Origin of the sequence: Pectobacterium polaris (genome assembly GCF_002307355.1) — a bacterium.
In the GTDB taxonomy this organism is placed as follows: domain Bacteria; phylum Pseudomonadota; class Gammaproteobacteria; order Enterobacterales; family Enterobacteriaceae; genus Pectobacterium; species Pectobacterium polare.
In genome coordinates, this window is the sequence record NZ_CP017481.1 from 2,974,157 (window position 1) to 2,996,587 (window position 22,431).

The following is a 22,431-nucleotide window of genomic DNA, read 5'->3' on the forward strand; positions in this document are numbered from 1 at the left end:
ACAGACCATTATCGGCCGATGGATTTTTGCCAAGTTGCCAGTGTGGCGTCGCGTTCGTTGGCGCTTTTGGTGAAGTCCACAGGGTAGAGTACGTGTGTGAGATCGGCTGGCAGACCTGCCATTTGCGCGGCTTTGGACTGTTCAACGCCAGGGATTGTCACGATCTCTTTATATTTGGTGTACAGCGCGGCGGCATGACTGGAAAGTGTCCAGTCGAGGAAGCGTTTGGCATCCGGTTTGTTCTTGGCGGCGCTCATCAGAGCGGAGGCCTCCAACTCATAGCCTGCGCCATCGTTTGGGATCACCATTTTGACCGGGTAGCCTTCTTCAATTGACTGCATCGCGGCGAAAGCCAGTGATACACCAATAGCGTATTCCCCTGTACGTGCTGCTTTACACGGGCGCGATCCTGACTTGGTGTATTGGGCAATATTGCCATCCAGCGATTTCAGAAAGGCCCAGCCGTTTTGTTCCCCCTTCGATTGCAGCAGTGCGGCGATTTGCAGGTAGCCTGTGCCGGAGGAAACGGGGTTTGGCATCACGACCTCACCTTTATAGATCGGGTTAGTCAGATCCTGCCAGGACGCGGGAACGGGAAGTTTCTTGGCCTTTAGCGCTTCGGTGTTGACGCAAAAGGCTGCCATATAGCCCGTTGCAGCAAACCATTTGTGATCGGGAGCGCGGTAGGTAGCCGCGAGGTTATCACTGCCTTTGGCCTCGTAGGGTTCCAATAAGGCAGATAAACGCGGATCCATCACGCTGGTAACGGCCCAGCCCCAAATGACGTCATGTTGTGGATTTTTGGATTCAGCCAGAATCCGTGGGCCAAGGTCGCCAGTGGACAAGCGCAATACGTTAATTGTCAGGTCGGGCAAATCCTTCTTGGCCTGCGCGACGTAATCCTTGATCTCATCTTCTTCCAGAGAGGTATAGACCGTGATGGTGCCTGCGTGTGCCGCAGCGTTAACCAGTGTGGTACAGGTGAGCGCAGCGATCAGACTGGCGCGGCGAAATGAAAATCGGTTCATAAATGTTCCCCTACGGTTGTGGAAAATATTGGCATCGGTGTTCCCCTCGTCTCGAACGGCGTATTGCTCGTTCTGTGTATTTTTGTGTTTATCGCGAGTGGTCTGAAGTTTTAGCACTAATCGTGCCATTTTCTAATTTGGTGAGGGGTTATGTAAAAATATATATATTTATTAATGAATTGTTGGTATCCGTATCCATGTGAACGAATAGGTAAACGGATGCGTTGAACAATGCATTACTTTTTATGACGAGTTTATTGCACTTTTTTGGCATTTTTGTGCATCAAAAAAGTGCATTTTTTTGTATTTGTGTATTTTATTGCTTTTGGTGTAGGGTGAGTGTTATCTGAACATGCGCGATGCGTTTTATCCCTGTGATACGCAGTCGGGCCACAACCTTTGAAACAGGAATTATTATGGCGACACGCTCAACTATCATGGATACCAACAGCTTTCGCGCTGAGCATGCGGATGCGCTGGATGAGGATACCCGCAGACTGACGAATAGGCGGACTCAGGTGTTAGGGGATTCCTACCGTTTGTTCTACCGTAATCCGGTCCATCTGGTTCGCGGTGAGGGGCAATATCTGTGGGATGCTGCCGGACATAAGTATCTGGATGTCTACAACAATGTTGCCAGTATCGGGCACTGTCATCCTGCGGTCATCAATGCGGTTCACGAGCAAATGCGTCTGCTCAATACCCATACCCGTTATTTGCACGAACGTATCCTGGATTACTCTGCGGATATTCTGAGCACTGTGCCAGCCGCCATCAATAAGGCGATGTATATGTGTACCGGGTCGGAGGCTAACGATCTGGCGATTCGTGTGGCGCGTGCCTATAGTGGCGGAACGGGCATTATTGTGAGCCGAGAAGCCTACCATGGGACCAGTGAGTTAACGTCTGGCGCGTCGCCTGCGCTCGGAAGCGGTCAGGCTTTGGCGGCAACAACGCGCCTTGTGCCTGCTCCCGATCGCTATCGGGTAAATGCGCCAGACCTGGGTGCTTGGTTCGCGCAGCAAATTCAATTGCAAATTGATGACATGGCAGCGAACGGCATCAAATTTGCCGGTTTTCTGGCTGATTCCATTTTTTCTTCGGATGGCGTATTACCGGGACCGGCTGGCTACCTGAAACCGGCGATCGATGTGGTTCATGCCAATGGCGGGATTTTCATCGCCGATGAGGTCCAGCCCGGTTTTGCCCGCACGGGTGAGCATTTTTGGGGATTCGGTCGGCATGGGATCGTGCCTGATGTCGTGACGCTGGGCAAACCTATGGGCAACGGTATACCGGTGTCGGCATTATTGGCAAAAGCCGATGTGCTGGCGGCATTCAGCGATGAAATTCCCTACTTCAATACCTTTGGTGGAAATCCGGTATCGATGGCGGCCGCACAGGCGGTATTCAACGTTATTCATGAGGAAGGTTTACAGGAACATAGCCGCATTGTCGGGGAAAAATTGAAGCGGGAACTGATGCTGCTTGCCGATCGCCATGCGTGTATCGGCGATGTGCGCGGAGCAGGGCTGTTTATCGGCTTTGAACTGGTCAGCGATCGCGAAACAAAAGCGGCGGATAAAGCGCTGGCGCTGGATGTGGTCGAGCAACTTCGAGCTGAGCGAGTTCTCACGTCAGTTGCGGGCCCCTATGGCAATGTGCTGAAGTTACGCCCGCCGTTAGCCTTTCAGGAGCATGACATTGATTGGCTGGTTGGGGCACTCGATCGCGCGTTAAGCTTGCAGTCACATCGGCGTTAATTTCCCTTCAGATACGCATGCGTCGGTCGCCGTCCGCCGCATGCAGCTCTATGCCATGCGTTTTCCCCGTCGCTGCCCTCGCTGAATGTGAGTTTTGCGTATCGTTTAGCATTATTCTTGCAGTTTTTATTAAATGAAACCTCAACAAATGCACTATATTACGCGCTGTGCATTTGAGTGCGTCGGTGCGGCAACCACTATCGGGAAGCCTTATTCGCTTAAGGCAGGAGAAGGTGTTTTTTGCCTTGTCAGAGAAGGGATGTGACCGTCGGAATCTTCAACCTGTCTTGTGCTTCAGCGCGCTGTTCTGACTCTGACGCCTGGATTGACTGGGTCTTTATAACGAATGAAATGGCTTACTTCACTGACTATAGCAATTGGACTTGCCTGTAATCCGGCGTTTGCGCAGGAGCTGACGTCTGCGCCGGCCTCAATATCGCCTTCACATCAGCAACGTGATGCGTTTGTCACGGATCTGCTGAAGAAAATGACGTTGGAAGAGAAAATCGGCCAGCTCCGATTAATCAGCGTCGGGACGGATAACCCGAAAGAAGCCATTCGGGAAATGATCAGAAACGGCCAGGTTGGCGCGATTTTTAATACAGTGACCCGTCCAGATATCCGTGAGATGCAAGATCAGGTGATGCAGCTCAGCCGCCTGAAGATCCCGCTGTTTTTCGCCTACGATGTGGTGCATGGCCAGCGCACGATTTTCCCTATCGCGCTGGGCCTAGCTTCTAGCTGGGATATGGACGCGATTGCGAAAAGTGCGCGCGTAGCGGCGTATGAAGCGACGGAAGACGGTCTGAACATGACCTGGGCGCCGATGGTGGATATCACCCGCGATCCGCGCTGGGGCCGTGTGTCAGAAGGCTTCGGTGAAGATACCTGGCTGACCAGCAAAATTGCCGGTGTGGTAGTCAAATCCTTTCAGGGCGATGACGTAACCGGACGCCACTCGCTGATGACCAGCGTAAAACACTACGCGCTCTACGGTGCGGTGGAAGGCGGACGCGACTATAACACCGTGGACATGAGCCCTCAGCGCATGTTCCAGGACTATATGCCGCCTTACAAAGCGGCGATTGACGCGGGCAGCAGCGGCGTGATGGTCGCGCTGAACTCAATCAACGGTACGCCAGCTACTTCCAACAGTTGGTTGCTGAAAGACGTTCTGCGCGATCAGTGGAATTTCAAAGGCATTACCATTACCGATCACGGCGCGATTAAAGAACTGATTAAGCACGGCGTGGCAAGCGATCCGCGTGATGCATCGCGTCTGGCGATTAAATCCGGTATCGGCATGAGCATGAGCGACGAGTATTTCGTGCGCTATCTGCCTGAGCTGGTGAAAAGCGGAGCGGTGAGCGTGCAGGAGATCGACGATGCCAGCCGTCAGGTGCTGAACGTGAAATATGATATGGGGCTGTTTGAAGATCCGTATCGTCATTTGGGGCCAGTCGGTTCCGATCCGGTAGATACTAACGCGGAAAGTCGCTTACACCGTCTGGATGCGCGTGACGTGGCGCGTAAGAGTCTGGTGCTGTTGAAAAACCGCCTGCAAACGCTGCCGTTGAAGAAAGAAGGCACGATTGCCGTTGTGGGGCCATTGGCTGACAGCCAGCGCGATACGATGGGAAGCTGGTCTGCTGCGGGCGTCACGAAACAGACGATTACCGTTTATCAGGGCCTGAAGAATGCCGTCGGCGATAAAGCCACCATTCTTTATGCTAAAGGTGCCAACGTCAGTAATCACAAGGGTATTATCGATTTCCTGAATCAGTATGAAGATGCTGTTCAGGTGGATAAACGTCCGCCGCAGGTCATGATCGATGAAGCGGTAGCCGCAGCGAAGAAGGCGGATGTCGTCGTCGCGGTTGTTGGCGAAGCGGCCGGGATGGCGCATGAAGCGTCCAGCCGTTCGAACATCGACCTGCCGCAAGGCCAGCGTGACCTGATTGCCGCGCTGAAAGCCACGGGTAAACCGCTGGTTCTGGTACTGATGAACGGACGCCCTCTGGCGCTGGTGCGTGAAGATCAGCAAGCTGATGCGTTACTGGAAACCTGGTTCAGCGGTACGGAAGGTGGCAATGCGATCGCCGATGTGCTGTTTGGTGACTATAACCCGTCTGGCAAGCTGCCGATGTCGTTCCCGCGTTCTGTCGGCCAGATCCCGATTTATTACAATCACCTGCCGTCCGGCCGTCCTTACACGCCGGAAAATCCAGGCAAATACACCTCTCACTACTACGATGAGGCCAACGGGCCGCTCTATCCGTTCGGTTACGGCTTGAGCTACACCACGTTCAGCGTGTCAGACGTGCGTTTGTCCAGCCAGACAATGAAGCGTAACGGCACGATCAACGCCAGCGTAACGGTGAAAAACACCGGCAGCCGCGCAGGGGAAACGGTAGTCCAGTTGTATCTCCATGATGTGGTGGCTTCCATCAGCCGTCCGCTGAAAGAGCTGCGTGGTTTTGAGAAAGTGATGCTACATCCGGGAGAATCCCGCACGGTCACCTTCACGCTCGATCAGGACGCGCTGAAGTTCTACAATGCCCGCATGCAGCAGGTGGTGGAACCCGGTAAGTTCGACGTGATGATTGGTCTGGATTCACAGCGAGTGAAGAGCGATAGCTTCACCCTGCTATAATGATGTTTGTCTCGCCGCCGGGAATACTGGCGGCGAGATGGATTGTGATGACCGTAATACAGTGTAATCGTCGGAGAATCAGGGATTGCAGGAGAAAGGTATGCCGTTGACTGAAGTGGTGCTGGTTGATGAAAATGACAGGCCAACGGGCGTAATGGAAAAGCAGGAAGCGCATGTAAAAGGAGCATTACATCGTGCGATTACCGTCTATGTTTTCAACTCTCGCCAGCAGTTGTTATTGCAGCAGCGCGCAGAGGAGAAATATCACAGCGGCGGTTTATGGAGTAACACCTGCTGTAGTCACCCTGCGCCCGGTGAAGAGACGTTGCAGGCAGCACATCGCCGCTTGTATGAGGAAATGGGTTTACGCTGTGCGCTGACGCCGATGTTTACGCTGACCTATCGTTTGCCGCTGGATAACGGGCTGATTGAGCATGAACTGGGGCATGTGTATTTTGGCGTGACGGACGATGTGCCGCAGATAAATCCCGATGAAGTGTCGAACTATGTATACCAGTCGATAGACGAGATTGCCCAGCAGATGGCGACGACGCCCGAACAGTTTACAGCCTGGTTCCAACTGACCTTCGCACGTATTCCTGAGTACTGGCAGACGTTTCAGTCAGAGCAATCACATTAGTTAAAACAGTCGCATTAGTTAAAAAATCACGTTAGCTCGAACAACCACGTTAGACTAAATAACCGCGTTAATTGCCGTGTTTCCGTGTGGCACCGTTCGTGCGTTAGTGTATTGGTGCCGTAAGAATAGAGTGAACGCGGCGGGCCGAAAGCCTCAGCCCGAGTGCACGATAATAATGTAACCCACCAGCATCATGCCGGAGATGCCACCTAAGGCAAGCAGGGAAAAGAGACCGATAATACCGATTTTTTTAAGAGTCATCAGGTTATCCTTTTGTTAATTGCCCCGAATTATAAAGCCTTCCGCCCATGAAACAAGGCCAAAACGCTCCGCGCTTTTTAACTGCCCTTCATTACCGAAATAACAATTAGTAAAACGACAATTATCGAAATAACAGCAGTAGACCGAAAAACATCAGAATGACACCGGCTCCGCGCTCAATCGGGTTAAGCCAGCGGGTTAAACGCTGCTGAATCAGCGGGCGAGCGATCAGCGCGGCGATCAACAGATCCCACACCAGAACGACAGAAAACATCCAGCTACCGCTGACGACTTGCTGCGTAGGTGTCACATGTTGCCCAAGAATGCTGGTCATCAGACTGATGTAGAACAGCATGTTCTTGGGATTCAACAGCGCCGAGCCGAGCCCCAGCAGGATTTGTTTACGCAGCGTCGGGCAACTGTCGGACTGCTGATCCGCCTGTAGCGACAGCACAGAGAGACTTTTCACTAGCTGATAACCAATCCAGAGCAGATAAGCGGCACCGCCTAACTCGATGAGGGTAAACAGCGTGGGTGAATGTTGAATGCCTGCCCAGCCGATCGCCGCCAGCAGAATGTAAATGCCGTTGCCTAGCGCGATGCCCAGACAAATTCCCGCACTGCCGCGCAGTCGGTAGCGAATGGCGTAGGCTGTCAGCAGAAAGAAGTCTGGGCCAGGACTTAGAAGCGCCACAAAATGCGCCAGCGCCAGAGCAGGAAAATGGGTGGGAAAGAGCGAATCGGCGGAAAAAAGCGTACTGATAAACATGATATTTCTGACCTCAATAAGTAATCGAGGCCAGTCTAGACAAGGTGTTCGGCTATTTATTGTCAAATATTGATCGCGCGTACTGACCCGGCGTTGCGGCGGTGTATTGTACAAACGTTTTGTGGAAATGGCTTTGATCGCAGAAGCCGCTTTGATAGCTGGCATCAACCAGCGGTGTGCCCTGTTTCAGCAGCGATTTGGCATACTCAATGCGGGCATTATTCAGGAAGGCCATCGGTGTAATGCCGGTATCGTGACGAAACTGCCGCACGATGGTTTCACGCCGCAGGTTCAGCTCCTCTGCCAGCGTTTCCAGCGAGGGCGACTCTTGTAAATTATTCAGCAGACGTTCGCGTACGTGTCGCGTCGTGGTTTGCGAAGCATGATGGGGTAAGGCGGGTAAGCAGGATGGCGCAGGTTGGCAATATTGTCGCCAAATGGGCTCCAGCATCGCTTTGAGCTGGTTATCTGCCGATGTTATGTCTCCCCGATACAGTAGAGCAACCACGTGCTGATAACGTATAAACAGGGCGGGATCGCGCAGAACAACGCGGTTGCAATGCAAGGTCTCCGCCCGATAACCACAGTGAGCCGCGATCTGATCGAGACACCATTCGGTATCCAGATAAAGCATGTGATAACTGCGTGTTTTTCCGGGCAGCGGGTTACAGCTGTGCGGCTGTTGAGGATCGATGAAGATCAGATCGCCAACCTGTAAGTGATGGGTTTCGTTGCGGTAATGGCAAAGCGTTTCGCCGTGTTCTATCGCGCCAATCGAGAACTGCGCATGGCTGTGTGTTTTATAGGCGTGGCTGCTGTTGCGCGTGCTGCGGCTTTCAACATGCGGTAGTCGTGGCGAAAACCAGTACGATTGGTTAATGGCGTGGACTGAAGACATAACTTACCGCTCGTGACAAATAGGGGGCTTAACCCTAATCGCTGGGCAGACGATTGTCGAGGTCGGAATGGTCACGAACGTGATATCGGCTGACGTCGCCGGGCGTCTGTGGGACAATGGCGGCCAGATTACCCAGATACAGAGTATGCATGACGCTGTCCCCCGCAATAAAATTGCAGATTGGTCAATGGTATAAGGCCCTGCAAGAGCAAATCCCGGATTTTATTTCCCGCGTTCCCCAGCGACAGATGATTGCCGAAGTGGCGAAAACGCTAGCGGGTGATTACCCGCGCCATTTGGCTATTGAAGCGCCAACCGGCGTCGGGAAAACGCTTTCTTACCTGATTCCGGGTATTGCGGTAGGGCGTGCGGAGGACAAAACGCTGGTGGTCAGCACCGCGAATGTGGCGTTGCAGGATCAGATTTACAGCAAAGATTTGCCGCTGTTGCAGAAGTTTATTCCCGAACTGAAATTCACCGCTGCATTTGGCCGCCGTCGTTATATTTGCCCACGTAATTTGGCGATGTTGGCAACCGATCCCGATGCGCAGGGGGATTTACCGCTCTTTCTGGATGATGAACTGATGTCCGCCAGCAAGGAGGAAAAACGGACCTGTGTGCGGCTTGAAAAAGCGCTGCAAGGTCATGCCTGGGATGGGCTGCGCGATCATTATCAGGATTCAATTGACGATAGCCTGTGGCAGAAATTGTGTACAGACAAAGCGAACTGCCTTGCGCACAACTGTCATTATTACCGCGAGTGCCCGTTCTTTATCGCCCGGCGTGAGATCGAGCAGGCCGATGTTGTCGTCACCAACCATGCGCTGGTGATGGCGGCGATGGAAAGCGAATCGGTACTTCCTCCTCCTAAGAATCTCCTGTTGGTGCTCGACGAAGGCCACCATATCCCCGACGTTGCCCGCGATACGCTGGAGATGTCTGGTGATATTCATCCGGCTTATATGATGGCGCAACTGGAACAGCTGGTACAGCTTATCGGCCAGTGCATGGCGCAATTTGCGCCTAAATCACCGCCGCGACTCGCTAACAGCGAGCGGTTAACCAGCCACTGTGAGGAGATCCGCGAGTGCGTGCTGTCTTTCTCGCAAATGTGCGGGCTGTTTCTTCCGCATGACGGGCAGGAAACCGAATACCGTTTTGCGATGGGCAAAATGCCGGATGAAATGCGTGAACTCTGCGTGCGGTTGTTCAAACTGACGGACACGCTGCGGGCGCTGGCGGAGTATATGCTTAACGATCTCAGCGAGAAAACCGGCAAGCATGACGTGGTGCGCGTCTATCAGGCATTACTGAAAATGAGTCGCCAACAGGGCTACCTTGAGTCTATGAGTAAACTGTGGCGATTGGCGGCGATGGAGAAATCATCGAACGCACCGGTCTCCAAATGGATAACGCGGGAAATGCGCGATAACCAGCCGCATCTTCACCTGCACTGTGCGGGCATTCGCGTCTGCGATCAGCTTGAAAGGCTGCTGTGGGGGAAGGTATCGCACGTTGTGATGACCTCGGCAACGCTGCGCTCGCTGAACAGTTTTTCTCGTATACAGGAGCTTTCTGGCCTGAGCGAGCAGGAAGGGGACACTTTCATCGCGCTGGATTCGCCGTTCAACCACCGCGAGCAGGGGCGTCTGGTGATTCCCAAAATGCGTTATGAACCGCTGATGGAATCTGAAGCGCAGCATATTGCTGAAATGGCGCAATTTTTCCGAGCGGAGCTAAAACAGGATAAGCATAAAGGGATGCTGATGCTGTTTGCCAGCCAGCGTGCGATGCAGCTCTTTCTGACGCAGGTGACCGATTTACGCCTGATGCTACTGGTTCAAGGAGATAAGCCGCGCTACAGGCTGGTCGAGCTACATCGTCAGCGGGTACAGGAAGGCCAGACCAGCGTGCTGATTGGTTTGCAGTCCTTTGCGGAAGGGTTGGATCTGAAAGGGGAGCTCCTTACTCAGGTGCATATCCATAAAATTGCGTTTCCGCCTATCGACAGCCCGGTCATTCTGACGGAAGGCGAATGGTTAAAAAGCCTCAAACGGCATCCGTTTATCGTACAAAGTTTGCCTAGCGCCTCGTTTAACCTCATCCAGCAGGTTGGACGCCTTATTCGTAGCCATGACTGCTTTGGTGAAATCGTCATTTACGATCGTCGCCTGTTGACTAAAGGCTATGGCGCACAGCTGCTGGCGGCGCTGCCCGTCTTCCCGATTGAACAACGGGATATGCCATAACAAAATCCTCTATATCAGTCCCCCGAATAAGGGGGTAATTAGTCCCTATTTAGCGCTATATTTTTTTATTCTTATTTGTTAGATTTGTCTCGGAACAGCAAGGATGCCGTTAATACGTGTGACAAAGTATGTCATTACGTAGCGCGGTTTTATCAACCAAGGACAGGAACCGTGATGAAAATTAACGCAGTGAATAAAAATTCCTTCCTTTTCAAAAATGAATGCCGCTTGGCATCCGTTTCTCTTGCTGTCCATATCAATACCAATAATAAAAATTAGTCACCGTGACCTTATTATTTATCATCTGAAAATAATTGGCGTTCTTTCTTAATTATTTCCTTATAGAGATAATTTTTATTTATATGCGTTTTTTGGATATAAATATTTTTAGTGAGCTTTGTCTACCCAGGAAAGGATTAGACCGCGGCTATGTGCGGTACATGCAATACCTCGATTGCATGAAGGGATTTAGGATTCTGATCATCCCGATCAGACTTATGGAGAAGAAAAGATGGCTTTACGAGATGAAGATAAGGATACCGCTGAATCGGCATTGCATGCAGCGGGTACGGGATATAGTGATGTGTACGACTTGTATAATTACCACTCCCGTGGCGATGGACAGCTTAATGGCAAACCCTCGTTCACAAGCGATCTGGCAGCCAAGGAAATCGTCCGCGACGGCCTGACCTGGAATGGCACGAATGTATTCGGTAAATCCGCTAATTTGACCTATTCGTTCTTACAGAACGTGAAGTCTATCCCTTCTGGCGATCAGGGCTTTGTGAAATTCAGCGCAGCCCAGGAACAACAAGCCAAACTGTCTCTACAATCGTGGTCAGATGTCGCTAATATCACGTTTACTCAGGTTAGCGCTACTCAAAAAGCCACCATCACGTTTGGTAACTACACCCGTGATTCAAGTGGCCGACTGGACTACGATACTCAGGCTTATGCTTATATGCCGGGTAACCACTCGGCAGCGGGCAGCGCCTGGTTTAACTACAACGCCGACACGGTGCGTAATCCGGCGACGGAATACGGCAAGCAGACGCTGACGCATGAAATCGGCCATGCGCTGGGCCTGAATCACCCGGGTTCTTACAATGCCGGCGAAGGCAACCCGACCTACCGCGATGTAACCTACGCGGAAGATACACGCCAGTTCAGCCTGATGAGCTACTGGAGTGAGCAAAACACTGGGGGCGATTTCCAGGGGCACTATGCTGCGGGTCCGCTGATTGATGACATCACAGCGATCCAATATCTGTACGGCGCAAACATGAACACGCGTACCGGTGACACGGTATACGGTTTCAACTCCAATACCGGCCGTGATTTCTATACCACCACCAGCAATAGCCAAAAACTGATTTTCTCCGTTTGGGATGCAGGTGGTAACGATACGTTTGATTTCTCTGGTTACAGAAACGATCAGCGTATCAACCTGAATGAAGGCGGTTTCTCTGATGTTGGCGGCCTGAAAGGTAACGTCTCTATCGCTCACGGCGTCACGATCGAAAACGCCATTGGCGGCTCCGGCAATGATATTATTATCGGCAATGACGCGAATAATATCCTGAACGGTGGTGCAGGCGATGACGTCATTTACGGCGGCGGCGGTGCAGATACGCTGACGGGCGGTGCGGGCAAAGATATTTTTGTCTATGCCAGCGCGAGCGATTCTTCCTATAAGAACGGCTATGACACCATCACTGATTTCCAACGCGGCATCGACAAAATCGATCTGTCAGCGTTGAATCAAAAAGGTGATTTGCAGTTCGTCAATTCATTCACCGGACTGGGTAATGAAGCATTGCTTAACTGGAATGCCGATAGCAATACCACCGATCTGTGGCTGAATTTTGCCGGTCAGACCACGCCAGACTTTGTTGTACATATTGTTGGTCAGCCTTCTGCGGCAACCGATTTTATCGTGTGATGTAGCAAGGACGGGGTAACCCCCGTCCTTTTCTGTTATCGACTTGGGGCCACTATGAAAAAGTTAATCATCGCGGCGCTGTTAAGTGCAATAAGCGGAGGATGTATGGCGAGTAGTTTGAAGTTGCCTTCAGCAAGTGAGCTAAGCGGCGTATGGCAATTGCGTGGCGGGGAACAGCAGTGTGAGGTCGTGCTGCACAATACGCCGTTAGTGGATAACACCTGGCGTCTTGAGGGTGATGCACCGTGCTTAAAAGCGCTGCTGCCGGATGTGCCTGCTGGATGGCGGCCGACGCCGGACGGTATCACGCTGACGAAAGAACAGGGCCAGTCCGTGGCGTTCTTTAGCAAGGAAAAAGAGGGCTATACGCTGATATTGCCTGATGGCAGTGCACGTACGTTGCATAAACAGCCCTGACAGGAGAGGCAAACGCAGTGAGTCAACTAGCAAATAAGGAACGTTCGTTGTTGAGTATACTGCGTCCTTTCCGGCGCAGCTTTTGGAGCATTGGGATTTTCAGCGCCATCGTTAATCTACTGATGCTGTCGCCTTCGATTTATATGCTTCAGGTTTACGATCGCGTACTGGCTTCGGGGAATGGCACCACGTTGCTGATGCTTACTCTGCTGATTGCCGGTCTGGGGATATTCATGGCGGCACTCGAATGGGTGCGAAGTCTGGTGGTCGTAAGGCTCGGCACCCGTATCGATCTGCAACTGAATCAGCAGGTCTTCAACGCCGCATTTGAGCGCAATCTGGAAGCGGGAGAGGCCAAAGCGGGTCAGGCGCTGAACGATCTCACGCTATTGCGGCAGTTTATTACAGGCAACTCACTGTTTGCCTTCTTCGATATTCCCTGGTTTCCCTTCTTTTTATTAGTGCTGTTCCTGATCCATCCGGTTCTCGGCCTGTTGGCGCTGGGAGGAACGGTGGTGCTGGTGCTGCTGGCATGGCTGAATCAGTATCTCACCACGTCGCCTTTGGAAGAGGCAAACCATGAAGCGTTACAGGCGACCCATCTTGCGGATACGCAACTGCGTAATGCCGAAGTCATTGAATCGATGGGGATGCTGCCTAATTTGCGCCGTCGTTGGCTGGGGCAACACTACCGTTTTATTACGCTGCAAAATCTGGCGAGCGAACGGGCCGCGGTTGTCGGGGCTGCATCAAAACATGCGCGTATTTTTCTGCAATCGCTGATGCTCGGTGTGGGGGCCATGCTAGCGATTAAGGGCGAAATCACACCGGGGATGATGATTGCGGGATCAATTCTTGTCGGGCGCGTGTTGAGCCCTATCGATCAATTGATCGGTATTTGGAAGCCGCTGAGCAGCGCGCGGCAGGCCTGGTATCGACTCAGCCGTATCATGACGGCTTATCCGCCCAAAGCGGAAGCGATGGCGCTGCCTGCGCCGGTTGGTCAGCTCAGCGTCGAGAATGTGTTATTGCAGACGCCGCAAGGGGCATCAAGATTGCAGGATATCCATTTCTCGCTTCAGGCAGGCGAAACGTTGGCGATTCTGGGCGCATCGGGTTCAGGTAAATCGACGCTGGCACGTCTGCTGGTTGCGACGCAAACCCCGACGCGTGGCAAGGTTCGACTGGATGGGGCCGATCTCAGTCAGGTAGATAAAACGGCGTTTGGCCCGGCAATGGGCTATCTGCCACAGGATGTGCAGCTCTTTAAGGGCACGCTGGCGGAGAATATTTCCCGCTTTGGCGAGCATGACGCGGAAAAAATTATCGCAGCGGCGAAGCTGGCTGGCGTCCACGAAATGATTCTTAGCCAACCGCAGGGATATGACACGCCGCTTGGTGCTGACGGCAACGGGCTGTCGGGCGGGCAACGGCAACGTATCGCTCTGGCGCGTGCGGTGTATGGCGACCCCTGCCTGCTGGTACTCGATGAGCCAAACTCCAGCCTCGATAACGAAGGCGAAATGGCGCTGGCGCAGGCGATTTCGCATCTTCAGAAGCGGGGAGCGACGGTGATACTGATTACGCATCGTCCCGCCTTAACCACGCTGGCGCATAAAATTCTGGTGCTCAATCAGGGTAAGCAACAGCGCTTTGGGCCAGCGCGCGACATTCTGAACGAATTGCAGCCGCGTCGTGCCGCCAATCAAGCACAAATGACACCTGCCGCCGCTGTCCAGCCGTAACAGGGAATGATGAATACAGGGAAAGACATGTCCGCATCAGAAATAAGCGAAGAGAGTATGAACCAGACGGCGCGGAGCGATGAAAAACGTGCCGTGCGTCTGGGGTGGTTGCTGGTGCTCGCCGGGTTCGGCGGTTTTCTCCTGTGGGCACTGTTTGCACCGCTGGACAAGGGCGTCATGGTGAATGGCAGCGTCGTGATTTCTGGCAATCGCAAGGTTGTGCAGCACAATCAGGGTGGCATCGTCGATAAAATTCAGGTGAAAGACGGCGACAGGGTCGAGGCCGGTCAGATTCTGCTAACGCTGAATGAGGTCGATGCGCGTTCGGCGAGTGAAGGGCTGGATGGTCAGTATTTACAGCTGGTCGCGCGTGAAGGTCGGCTGCTTGCCGAGCAGCAGCGCCTGAGTGACATGGTGATGACGCCTCGACTGCAACCGCTGGCGGAAAAACCGGAGATGCGCGTGATTACGGCATTACAGCGTGATTTACTGCACAGCCGTCAGCAGTCGCTCAAACTTGAAGCGGAAGGAATGCGCTCAAGTATCGCGGGGATGGAGGCGTCGCTCAGCGCTCAGCGTCAGGTGATGTCCAGTAAGCAGAAACAGCGGGAGACGCTGGAACAACAGCTGCAAGGGCTGCGCTCACTGGCGGCGGAAAACTATGTCCCGCGCAACAAAATGCTGGAGAACGAACGTCTGCTGGCGCAGCTTAACGGCGATATCGCCCAGCTGGCGGGGGATATCAACCGTACCCGTCGTGATATTGAACAACAAACGCTGCTGATCGCCCAGCGCCAGCAGGAATACGACAAAGAAGTGAACAGCGAGCTGGCGGACGTGCGGGCGCTGCTGAGCGATGTGGGCAGTAAGAAGGAAAAAGCCGATTTCAATCTGGCGAATATTCAGATGCGCGCACCTGTTTCCGGCACGGTGGTCGGGCTGAAAGTGTTTACAGAAGGCGGTGTGATTGCGCCGGGTCAGACGCTTCTGGAGATTGTGCCGGACGATCAGCCTCTCTTTGTGGATGCGCGTCTGCCCGTTGAGCTGGTGGATAAGGTGTGGCCGGGGTTATCCGTCGAGCTTCAGTTCGTTGCGTTTAACCAGAGCACGACGCCGCGCGTGGCGGGAACGGTCGAGCTGCTGTCCGCCGACCGCCTGCTGGATGAGCGAGACGGCTCACCTTATTACAGCCTGCGCGTTCAGGTGGATGAGGCTGGGAAACGTGCGCTGGAGGGGCTGGAAGTCAAGCCCGGCATGCCAGTACAAGGGTTTGTTCGTACCGGAGAGCGGTCGTTCGTCAATTATCTCTTTAAGCCTTTAATGGATCGCCTGCATCTGGCATTAACGGAAGAATAATCATGCAAAGGATCGCGATAATCGTGTTGTTTGGGCTGCTTTCTTCGGGGGCCAACGCATTAGGGCTGCTTGATGCCTGGGAATTGGCGCTGCGTAACGACGCCCAGTTTCGCGCGGCGGGGTTTGAGCATGCGGCAGGTCAGGAAGAGGAGACGATTGGGCGCGCCAATCTGCTTCCCAATCTCCAGTATGGCTATAACGCTAACCGCAGCCATTCCAAAGTCACCCAAACGGATAGTTTTACTGGCAACACGCTAAAACGCGATTACGACAGCTACACGTCAACGCTATCGCTGCGCCAGCCGCTGCTGGACTATGCAGCCTGGGCGCGTTATCAGCAGGGCGTTGCCCGCACGCTGATGGCCGATCAGCGTTTTCGTGATCGCAGTCAGGATTTGATGGTGCGGTTATATCAAGCCTGGAGCAGCGCGCTGCTGGCGCAGGAAAAGCTGCAGTTGCTGGATGCGCAGCAGCGGGCGTATCAGGAACAGCTGGCGCTGAATAAACGCCTGCTGCTGGCGGGCGAAGGCACGCTAACGGATGTGCGGGAAACGGAGGCGCGTTTTACGCTGATCGAGGCGCAGCGCATTGAGCAGCAGGATAATCTGGATGCTGCGATCACCGATCTGGAAAATATGACGGGGACGGCGCTGGATATCACGACGCTGTATCCCATGATGCTGACTCAACTGCCATCTGCGGAATCAGGTAAGCAGACGCTGGCGCAGTGGCGCGATCTTGCTGTGCAGCACAATGCCAAACTGGCGACGCAGCGCGAAGGGCTGGCGATTAGCCGCTATGAAATCGAACGTAGCCGCGCCGGGCATTTGCCCACGCTGTCGCTGGTCGCATCGTCCCGTAATAGCCGTTCGGAAAGTGAATACAACTACAACCAGAAATACGACACGCAGAGCGTCGGTTTACAGCTGAATGTCCCCCTTTACGCTGGTGGTTCCGTCTCGGCATCCATGCGGCAGGCGGCGGCGGAATATCAGCAAAGTCAGGCGGAGCTGGACGATCAAACCAAGAAAACGCTGGCGGAATTGAAAAAGTACTACAACCTGTACAATAACGGATCGGCGAAAATTAAGGCCTGGCAAATGACGGCCTCGTCGGCGCAAGAAGCGGTCAACGCCACGCGGCTGAGTGTTGCAGGCGGAGAACGTATCAATCTGGATATTTTGCTGGCGGAACAGGATTGGTATAACGCCCGACGAGAACTGGCGGAAGCGAAATACAGCTGGCTTCAGGCATGGCTATTACTGCGCTATACCGCGGGTACGCTGAACGAGAAAGATATTTTGGAACTGGCGGCCTGGTTTCAGCCTGTAACAACGTCACTAGCCAACAACAAGACCATTCGCCAATAACAAGGCTATCAAAAACTAAAACAGATGATAAAAATCATATACGGATAACCGGCTATGATTTTTATCAGCAGGGAAGTCTACGCACGTGTAACGTGAAGTATGAAAAGTAGAAATGCATGACGAATAGAAAGGGTTCGATTTTGTGTGATATCGCGCCTCAGTAATACTTAAACTCCTTTAAAATCATAAAATCCCCGCATTTTGCATAATGGCCTCCATTCTTATTAGGAGGCTTTATCGTGAAAAAAATCAAAAAACCGCGTCTTACCGGCTGGATTGTGACATCCGCTTTGCTCTTTGCTGTTATCGGGCTGATTTCACCGCAACAGCTTCCCGTCACCGTCTATAAGCTCTCGCTTATCTCACTCGCTGCGGTATTAGGTTACTGGCTGGATCGCTCGCTGTTTCCTAAAGCGCGCCCTGGTTTATTCCTCGAACAAGGTGATGAACCTGTACCGCGTGGACGTTTCCCAGTTCGGGACGGCCACCACACCGTATTTGCTGCCTCGATGTTACGACGTGCGCTGATTGTGTCAGCCGTTTGCATCGGCGTAGCGATGGGGTTGTGATATGCGACACCTTCTCATCACGCTGCTTGTTAGCCCGATGCTTTTTAGCGCGACGGTCTGCGCCGACACGATCCCTCGTGCCGCGCAGGCGTACCGCAGTGATGTGATCCGCAGCGCACGGCTGGATTGGGGCATGAATGCCCCGATTGCTGACTTTGCGGCGCAGTTGCATCAGGAAAGCGGCTGGAATCCTCGGGCCGTTTCACCCGTCGGTGCACAGGGGCTGGCGCAGTTTATGCCGACCACCGCCGACTGGTTTAGCGGTATCGTTCCTGAACTTCGCGCTAATCAACCGTTTAATCCTGCCTGGGCTATCCGTGCTCTGACAGGCTACGATCGCTGGCTGTGGACGCGAATCAGCGCCAGCAACGACTGCGAACGTATGGCAATGACCTTGTCGTCCTACAATGGCGGGCTTGGCTGGTTACAGCGTGATAAGCAACGCGCGAAGATCGCCGAGAAGGACATACTCCGCTGGTTTGGTCATGTGGAAACCGTCAATGCCGGACGCAGTGCCGCCAACTGGCGTGAAAATCGCCATTATCCCGACCGCATTTTGCATCAGCTGGCGCCACGGTATTTGAGCTGGGGGAGGGCGAGCTGTGTGGAATAGTCTGTTTCTCAATAGCCTGAAATCCTTTCTTTCTCCACGTGTGGTCGCGGTCCTGCTTGTCGTGGTGTTGCTACTTGCGGTTTATCTGACAGGCCGTCATCAGGGTTATCAATTGGCGCAAGCACTGGGGGATGCCGCGCTGGCGAAACAGCAGGCGGCATTCAACTTGCTACAGCAGCAGCAGGCCGAAACCCAGAACCAGCTACTCCGTGCGGCGGCGGAGCAATACCAGCAGCAGGTAGAGCGTGGGAATCAACTCGAACAGCGCTATGTCGCAGCGCGTCAGAAACTGGCGGCGGATAACGCCGCTCTGCAACGGAAAATCGACCATGTTACTCAGCAATACATTGACGAAAAAGGCAAAGTTCAGCCTGTGCAGTGCGTGTTTACTCGTGGCTTCGTGCAGCACTACAACGCCGCTTTCGGTCTGTCCGCCAATGGTGCCTCAGACATTACCACCGCTGCCCGCCGCACTGGCGCAGCGTCCAATCTCGGCGCAACCGCTGACGCCGAATTACAGCCTTCAGGCGTCTCCCAGCGCGATATTCTCGCCAACATCAGCGACAACGGAGAGCGCTATCAGGCGTTGAGTGCGCAGGTTAACGCGCTGTTGGATTACATTGAAGCGCTACAACAGGCAGGGGAGGTAACACGTGAAGATTGAAGTGGAATTCTGGTCGCTGGTCGGCCTGCTATTGTCGTTTATGAGTTTCCTGTTTGCTGCCGGACGGATTCTGCTCACTCAGATTGAAAAGCGGCTGAACGAGCGTTTTGCCGCCCTGGAAAATGCACGCCAGAAGAGCGAGCAAGGCTGGACGCGACTGGAACGCGAGTTTCTGGAGTTTCGTGCTGACTTACCGCTGATCTACGTGCGACGCGAGGATTACATCCGTGGTCAGACGGTAATCGAAGCCAAGCTGGATGCGCTTTATAACAAGCTGGAGCTAGTGCAGCAGCGGTATTCGGGAGGCAATCATGGCTGATACGCAGCGTATCCGACAGGAATCGATGCGTTGGCACTTGCTCATCGCATTACATAAAACGCGGCCTTACACCGCGAATGAAATGTTCCTGCTAGCGCTGATGCAGCGGCTGTATGCCGATGCCTCAGAGCCGGAGCTGCGTCATGCACTGGATTATCTGGCCGATCGCAAGATGGCGGTATTGACCAAAGAGCTAGGCGGCGTCTGGCGGGCGAATCTTACCCGTCTTGGTGTGGATGTCGTGGAATACGCGGTTGACTGTATGGTTGGCATCGCCCGGCCAGAAAAATATTGGGATCGGTAATCCCATCGTATGGGTTTCTCTTCTGTCTTTACTCGTTATCAGTGTCGTCATATTTCTTTACGCCAGCACGATTGTGCTGGCGTTTTTTTTATCGAAATAATTTTTATTTTTCAGTCTGTTATCCGTGTTTCTTCAAATAAATCACTTCGCTGTTTTTTCTAAAACAGATTAAAAGCCGCAGCCAGTCATTATCCGGATACTAGCGCCATCAACACGATGTGCCACCAAAACAGTGCGCCATTAACACAGCGGGTGAACGGATATGAATACCAGACCAATTATCGATGCGGTGATAGCCCGCCTCCAGCAGCACTTACCGGCACGGCAGATTGCGTCCTGCCCAGAAAACATTCTGCTCGGACCCGATTTCCTGACACCTGGCGATGTGCTGGTGGGGTATCGCGGTTCCGAATTTTCCGCACCGGAAGATGCGGATTCTCCGGTTCAGACGCAGCGACCACAGCTGATGGTTGCCGTGCTGCTGCCGGAGCTGGATGGCGAAGACGGCGTGCTGGCCACGCTCGATATCGTCCGTCAGGCGCTGGGAGGATACCGACTGCCTGACTGTCATCGCGGTATTCGGCTAGTACGCGACCGCTACGTTGGTTACACCGAAGGACGCTGGCATTACGCCATCGATTGCACCACAGAAACCCTTTTTATCGAAGACCGCGAGCAGACGGATGGTCCGCTGCTTACCACGGTTAATTATGAGGAGAAAGACGCATGAAATACCGCTACACCGGCCCCGCCAGCGGCGTCACGCTGGCAGATGGTCAGGAAATTCTGCTTTGGCCCGCTCAGGTGACTGAACTGCCGGCAGATCATGAGTACGTAAAAACGCTGATCGCGCTGGGCTATTTGCTGCCTGTCGCGGATCAGATTCTGGCTGATAGCGCAACGGAGGTGACCCTTGGCCGCTAATTATTTACATGGTGTAGAAACAATTGAAGTTGAAACCGGTGCTCGTCCGGTGAAAACCGTCAAATCGGCGGTGATTGGGCTGATTGGTACGGCGCCGCAGGGTGCGGTAAATGACATTACGCTGTGCTTGTCCGAAAAAGACGCAGCACAGTTTGGTAGCCAGTTCGGCGGCTATACCATCCCGCAGGCGTTGGATGCAATTTACGATCATGGTGCAGGTACGGTTCTGGTCATTAACGTGCTGGATTCGGCGAAACACAAATCGTCTGTGAGCGCAGAAAAAGTCACCTTTGACAAAGCGACCAGTACGGCTCAACTAGCGAACCGCGTGGTTGCCAAGCTGGTGCTGACGGCGGCAGAAGGCGGTCAGCCGTTTGTCGAAGGTCAGGACTATACGCTGGATGCACAAACCGGCGTATTGAAAAATCTGGGTAAAAACATCGATGTTACTGCTGTGGTCAGCGCGTCTTACGACTTTGCCGATGTCACGAAAGTGACTGCCGCCGACATCATCGGCAGCATCAACGCCGCGGGCAAACGCACCGGTATGAAGCTGCTGAACGATACCTACAACCTGTACGGCTTCTTTGCCAAGATTCTGATTTCGCCGGTGTTCTGTACGCAAAATAGCGTAACGACCGAGCTGATCTCGCTGGCCGATAAACTGGGCGCGATTGCCTATATCGATGCGCCAATCGGTACCACCTTTGCGCAGGCTCTGAGTGGCCGTGGCCCAGAAGGCACGATCAACTTCAACACCAGCTCTGAACGCGCTCGTCTGTGCTATCCGCACGTAAAAGTGTACGACGCGGAAACCAACAGCGAACGTCTGGAGCCGCTGTCGGCGCGTGCCGCGGGTCTGCGTGCCAAAGTCGATCTGGAGAAAGGTTTCTGGTGGTCATCATCCAATCAGGAAATCAAAGGGATCACCGGCGTAGAGCGCCAGCTGTCCGCGATGATTGACGATCCGCAGAGCGAAGTGAACCTGCTGAACGAGCAGGGCATCAGCACCATTTTCAACAGCTACGGCTCCGGCCTGCGCCTGTGGGGCAATCGCACCGCTGCCTGGCCAACCGTGACGCACATGAAGAACTTTGAAAACGTGCGTCGTACTGGCGATGTGATTAACGAATCCATCCGCTATTTCAGCCAGCAGTACATCGATATGCCGATCAATCAGGCGCTGATCGACGCGCTGGTGGAATCCGTCAACGCCTACGGTCGCAAGCTGATCGGTGATGGCGCGCTGCTGGGCTTCAAATGCTGGTTCGATGCCGCGCGTAACGAGCAAACCGAGCTGGCGGCAGGGCACCTGTTGCTTAACTACAAATTTACTCCGCCGCCGCCGCTTGAGCGTCTGACCTTTGAGACGGAGATCACCTCGGAATACCTGGTAACGCTGGAGGGCACTAACTGATGGCCGGGAAAATTGAAGTAAACCGTATTACCAACGCCAACATCTACATCAATGGTGCCAACCTGCTGGGGCGTGCGCAGGAAATCAAACTGCCGGATGTCTCCATGATCATGCAGGAGCACAAAGCGCTGGGTATGGTCGGCAAGATCGAACTGCCTGCGGGCTTCGACAAGCTGGAAGGTGAGATCAAGTGGAACTCCTTCTACCGCGAAGCGATGCTGGCGGCAGCGAACCCTTACCAGTCGCTGGCGTTGCAGTGTCGCTCCAGCGTGGAACGCTACGGCTCTCAAGGCCGTATCGAAGAAGTGCCGCTGGTGACGCACATGACCATCATGTTCAAAAAGAATCCGCTGGGCACGTTCAAACAGCATGAAAACCCGGATTTTAGCAGCGCGTTCAGCTGCACCTACATCAAGCAGGTGATGAACGGTGAAGACCTGCTGGAGCTGGACTACCTGTCCAACATCTTCATGGTGGGCGGCGTGGATCAACTGAACAGCTACCGCGCCAATATCGGCGGCTAATTTATC

At 53.5% G+C, this 22,431-nt stretch carries 22 protein-coding genes; 18 read left to right on the forward strand and 4 right to left on the reverse strand.

Features of this window, described 5'->3' with window-relative positions; genetic code table 11:
• Positions 1-8 precede the first annotated feature (8 nt).
• Entirely contained in the window at positions 9-1,028 is a 1,020-nt protein-coding gene (locus BJJ97_RS13345) for an ABC transporter substrate-binding protein (RefSeq protein WP_095994256.1), read from the reverse strand.
• Positions 1,029-1,444: 416 nt separating this feature from the next.
• Here BJJ97_RS13345 and BJJ97_RS13350 point away from each other — a divergent pair, with 416 nt between their 5' ends.
• From BJJ97_RS13350 to idi, 3 genes are all read left to right on the forward strand, one after another.
• Positions 1,445-2,791, forward strand: coding sequence for an aspartate aminotransferase family protein (locus BJJ97_RS13350; protein ID WP_095994257.1), 1,347 nt, complete (start codon positions 1,445-1,447; stop codon positions 2,789-2,791).
• Between the two features lie 346 nt (positions 2,792-3,137).
• Complete coding sequence (bglX, locus tag BJJ97_RS13355) at positions 3,138-5,444, forward strand: beta-glucosidase BglX (protein WP_095994258.1); 2,307 nt, start codon at positions 3,138-3,140, stop codon at positions 5,442-5,444.
• A gap of 100 nt (positions 5,445-5,544) precedes the next feature.
• Positions 5,545-6,084 carry an isopentenyl-diphosphate Delta-isomerase gene (gene idi, locus BJJ97_RS13360; RefSeq protein WP_095994259.1) on the forward strand — a complete coding sequence of 180 codons (540 nt, stop codon included), beginning with the start codon at positions 5,545-5,547 and terminating at the stop codon, positions 6,082-6,084.
• 153 nt (positions 6,085-6,237) lie between these two features.
• Here idi and BJJ97_RS22515 read toward each other — a convergent pair whose 3' ends face one another.
• The 3 genes from BJJ97_RS22515 to BJJ97_RS13375 form a co-directional block, all read right to left on the reverse strand.
• Positions 6,238-6,345, reverse strand: coding sequence for a hypothetical protein (locus BJJ97_RS22515; RefSeq protein WP_095994260.1), 108 nt, complete (start codon positions 6,343-6,345; stop codon positions 6,238-6,240).
• 121 nt (positions 6,346-6,466) lie between these two features.
• Complete coding sequence (locus BJJ97_RS13370; RefSeq protein ID WP_095994261.1) at positions 6,467-7,114, reverse strand: LysE family translocator; 648 nt, start codon at positions 7,112-7,114, stop codon at positions 6,467-6,469.
• A 52-nt stretch (positions 7,115-7,166) separates the two neighbouring features.
• Positions 7,167-8,012 (reverse strand): AraC family transcriptional regulator, encoded by an 846-nt coding sequence (locus BJJ97_RS13375; protein WP_095994262.1) that lies wholly within the window; start codon positions 8,010-8,012, stop codon positions 7,167-7,169.
• A 149-nt stretch (positions 8,013-8,161) separates the two neighbouring features.
• On the opposite strand from BJJ97_RS13375, the gene dinG reads away from it, so the two are divergent.
• From dinG to BJJ97_RS13450, 15 genes are all read left to right on the forward strand, one after another.
• Positions 8,162-10,261, forward strand: coding sequence for an ATP-dependent DNA helicase DinG (gene dinG, locus BJJ97_RS13380; protein WP_095994263.1), 2,100 nt, complete (start codon positions 8,162-8,164; stop codon positions 10,259-10,261).
• Positions 10,262-10,772: 511 nt separating this feature from the next.
• Positions 10,773-12,203: a serralysin family metalloprotease gene (locus BJJ97_RS13385; protein ID WP_095699128.1), complete on the forward strand. Its 1,431-nt coding sequence runs from the start codon at positions 10,773-10,775 to the stop codon at positions 12,201-12,203.
• A 105-nt stretch (positions 12,204-12,308) separates the two neighbouring features.
• A complete protein-coding gene (locus BJJ97_RS13390; protein ID WP_095994264.1) occupies positions 12,309-12,620 on the forward strand; it encodes a protease inhibitor Inh/omp19 family protein in 312 nt (103 codons plus the stop codon).
• A gap of 17 nt (positions 12,621-12,637) precedes the next feature.
• On the forward strand, positions 12,638-14,365 hold the full coding sequence (locus BJJ97_RS13395; RefSeq protein ID WP_095994265.1) for a type I secretion system permease/ATPase: 1,728 nt from the start codon (positions 12,638-12,640) through the stop codon (positions 14,363-14,365).
• 27 nt (positions 14,366-14,392) lie between these two features.
• Positions 14,393-15,721: an HlyD family type I secretion periplasmic adaptor subunit gene (locus BJJ97_RS13400; RefSeq protein ID WP_095994266.1), complete on the forward strand. Its 1,329-nt coding sequence runs from the start codon at positions 14,393-14,395 to the stop codon at positions 15,719-15,721.
• Between the two features lie 2 nt (positions 15,722-15,723).
• Positions 15,724-17,091, forward strand: coding sequence for a TolC family outer membrane protein (locus tag BJJ97_RS13405; RefSeq protein ID WP_095994267.1), 1,368 nt, complete (start codon positions 15,724-15,726; stop codon positions 17,089-17,091).
• A gap of 239 nt (positions 17,092-17,330) precedes the next feature.
• Complete coding sequence (locus BJJ97_RS13410; protein ID WP_039273066.1) at positions 17,331-17,660, forward strand: putative holin; 330 nt, start codon at positions 17,331-17,333, stop codon at positions 17,658-17,660.
• A gap of 1 nt (position 17,661) precedes the next feature.
• Positions 17,662-18,273 (forward strand): transglycosylase SLT domain-containing protein, encoded by a 612-nt coding sequence (locus tag BJJ97_RS13415; RefSeq protein WP_039315950.1) that lies wholly within the window; start codon positions 17,662-17,664, stop codon positions 18,271-18,273.
• Positions 18,263-18,937, forward strand: a complete 675-nt coding sequence (locus BJJ97_RS13420; RefSeq protein ID WP_095994268.1) for a hypothetical protein — start codon at positions 18,263-18,265, stop codon at positions 18,935-18,937. The genes BJJ97_RS13415 and BJJ97_RS13420 overlap by 11 nt, the downstream gene beginning before the upstream one ends.
• Positions 18,927-19,256: a hypothetical protein gene (locus tag BJJ97_RS13425; protein ID WP_010281034.1), complete on the forward strand. Its 330-nt coding sequence runs from the start codon at positions 18,927-18,929 to the stop codon at positions 19,254-19,256. Before BJJ97_RS13420 ends, BJJ97_RS13425 begins: the two co-directional genes overlap by 11 nt.
• Complete coding sequence (locus BJJ97_RS13430) at positions 19,249-19,560, forward strand: hypothetical protein (RefSeq protein ID WP_095994269.1); 312 nt, start codon at positions 19,249-19,251, stop codon at positions 19,558-19,560. The genes BJJ97_RS13425 and BJJ97_RS13430 overlap by 8 nt, the downstream gene beginning before the upstream one ends.
• A 262-nt stretch (positions 19,561-19,822) precedes the next feature.
• Entirely contained in the window at positions 19,823-20,290 is a 468-nt protein-coding gene (locus BJJ97_RS13435; protein WP_095994270.1) for a Gp37 family protein, read from the forward strand.
• Positions 20,287-20,484, forward strand: coding sequence for a hypothetical protein (locus BJJ97_RS13440; protein ID WP_039273081.1), 198 nt, complete (start codon positions 20,287-20,289; stop codon positions 20,482-20,484). The genes BJJ97_RS13435 and BJJ97_RS13440 overlap by 4 nt, the downstream gene beginning before the upstream one ends.
• The gene (locus BJJ97_RS13445) at positions 20,474-21,901 is read left to right on the forward strand and encodes a phage tail sheath subtilisin-like domain-containing protein (RefSeq protein ID WP_095994271.1); all 1,428 of its coding nucleotides are present in this window, start codon (positions 20,474-20,476) and stop codon (positions 21,899-21,901) included. The genes BJJ97_RS13440 and BJJ97_RS13445 overlap by 11 nt, the downstream gene beginning before the upstream one ends.
• Positions 21,901-22,425, forward strand: a complete 525-nt coding sequence (locus tag BJJ97_RS13450) for a phage major tail tube protein (protein WP_039273085.1) — start codon at positions 21,901-21,903, stop codon at positions 22,423-22,425. The genes BJJ97_RS13445 and BJJ97_RS13450 overlap by 1 nt, the downstream gene beginning before the upstream one ends.
• Positions 22,426-22,431 lie beyond the last annotated feature (6 nt).

Excerpts from the sequence above, each read along its gene's own strand:
- BJJ97_RS13345 (WP_095994256.1), bottom strand. The coding sequence starts at position 1,028 with ATGAACCGATTTTCATTTCGCCGCGCCAGTCTGATCGCTGCGCTCACC.
- BJJ97_RS13350 (WP_095994257.1), top strand. The coding sequence starts at position 1,445 with ATGGCGACACGCTCAACTATCATGGATACCAACAGCTTTCGCGCTGAG.
- bglX (WP_095994258.1), top strand. The coding sequence starts at position 3,138 with ATGAAATGGCTTACTTCACTGACTATAGCAATTGGACTTGCCTGTAAT.
- idi (WP_095994259.1), top strand. The coding sequence starts at position 5,545 with ATGCCGTTGACTGAAGTGGTGCTGGTTGATGAAAATGACAGGCCAACG.
- BJJ97_RS22515 (WP_095994260.1), bottom strand. The coding sequence starts at position 6,345 with ATGACTCTTAAAAAAATCGGTATTATCGGTCTCTTTTCCCTGCTTGCC.
- BJJ97_RS13370 (WP_095994261.1), bottom strand. The coding sequence starts at position 7,114 with ATGTTTATCAGTACGCTTTTTTCCGCCGATTCGCTCTTTCCCACCCAT.
- BJJ97_RS13375 (WP_095994262.1), bottom strand. The coding sequence starts at position 8,012 with ATGTCTTCAGTCCACGCCATTAACCAATCGTACTGGTTTTCGCCACGA.
- dinG (WP_095994263.1), top strand. The coding sequence starts at position 8,162 with ATGACGCTGTCCCCCGCAATAAAATTGCAGATTGGTCAATGGTATAAG.
- BJJ97_RS13385 (WP_095699128.1), top strand. The coding sequence starts at position 10,773 with ATGGCTTTACGAGATGAAGATAAGGATACCGCTGAATCGGCATTGCAT.
- BJJ97_RS13390 (WP_095994264.1), top strand. The coding sequence starts at position 12,309 with ATGGCGAGTAGTTTGAAGTTGCCTTCAGCAAGTGAGCTAAGCGGCGTA.
- BJJ97_RS13400 (WP_095994266.1), top strand. The coding sequence starts at position 14,393 with ATGTCCGCATCAGAAATAAGCGAAGAGAGTATGAACCAGACGGCGCGG.
- BJJ97_RS13405 (WP_095994267.1), top strand. The coding sequence starts at position 15,724 with ATGCAAAGGATCGCGATAATCGTGTTGTTTGGGCTGCTTTCTTCGGGG.
- BJJ97_RS13415 (WP_039315950.1), top strand. The coding sequence starts at position 17,662 with ATGCGACACCTTCTCATCACGCTGCTTGTTAGCCCGATGCTTTTTAGC.
- BJJ97_RS13430 (WP_095994269.1), top strand. The coding sequence starts at position 19,249 with ATGGCTGATACGCAGCGTATCCGACAGGAATCGATGCGTTGGCACTTG.
- BJJ97_RS13435 (WP_095994270.1), top strand. The coding sequence starts at position 19,823 with ATGAATACCAGACCAATTATCGATGCGGTGATAGCCCGCCTCCAGCAG.
- BJJ97_RS13440 (WP_039273081.1), top strand. The coding sequence starts at position 20,287 with ATGAAATACCGCTACACCGGCCCCGCCAGCGGCGTCACGCTGGCAGAT.
- BJJ97_RS13450 (WP_039273085.1), top strand. The coding sequence starts at position 21,901 with ATGGCCGGGAAAATTGAAGTAAACCGTATTACCAACGCCAACATCTAC.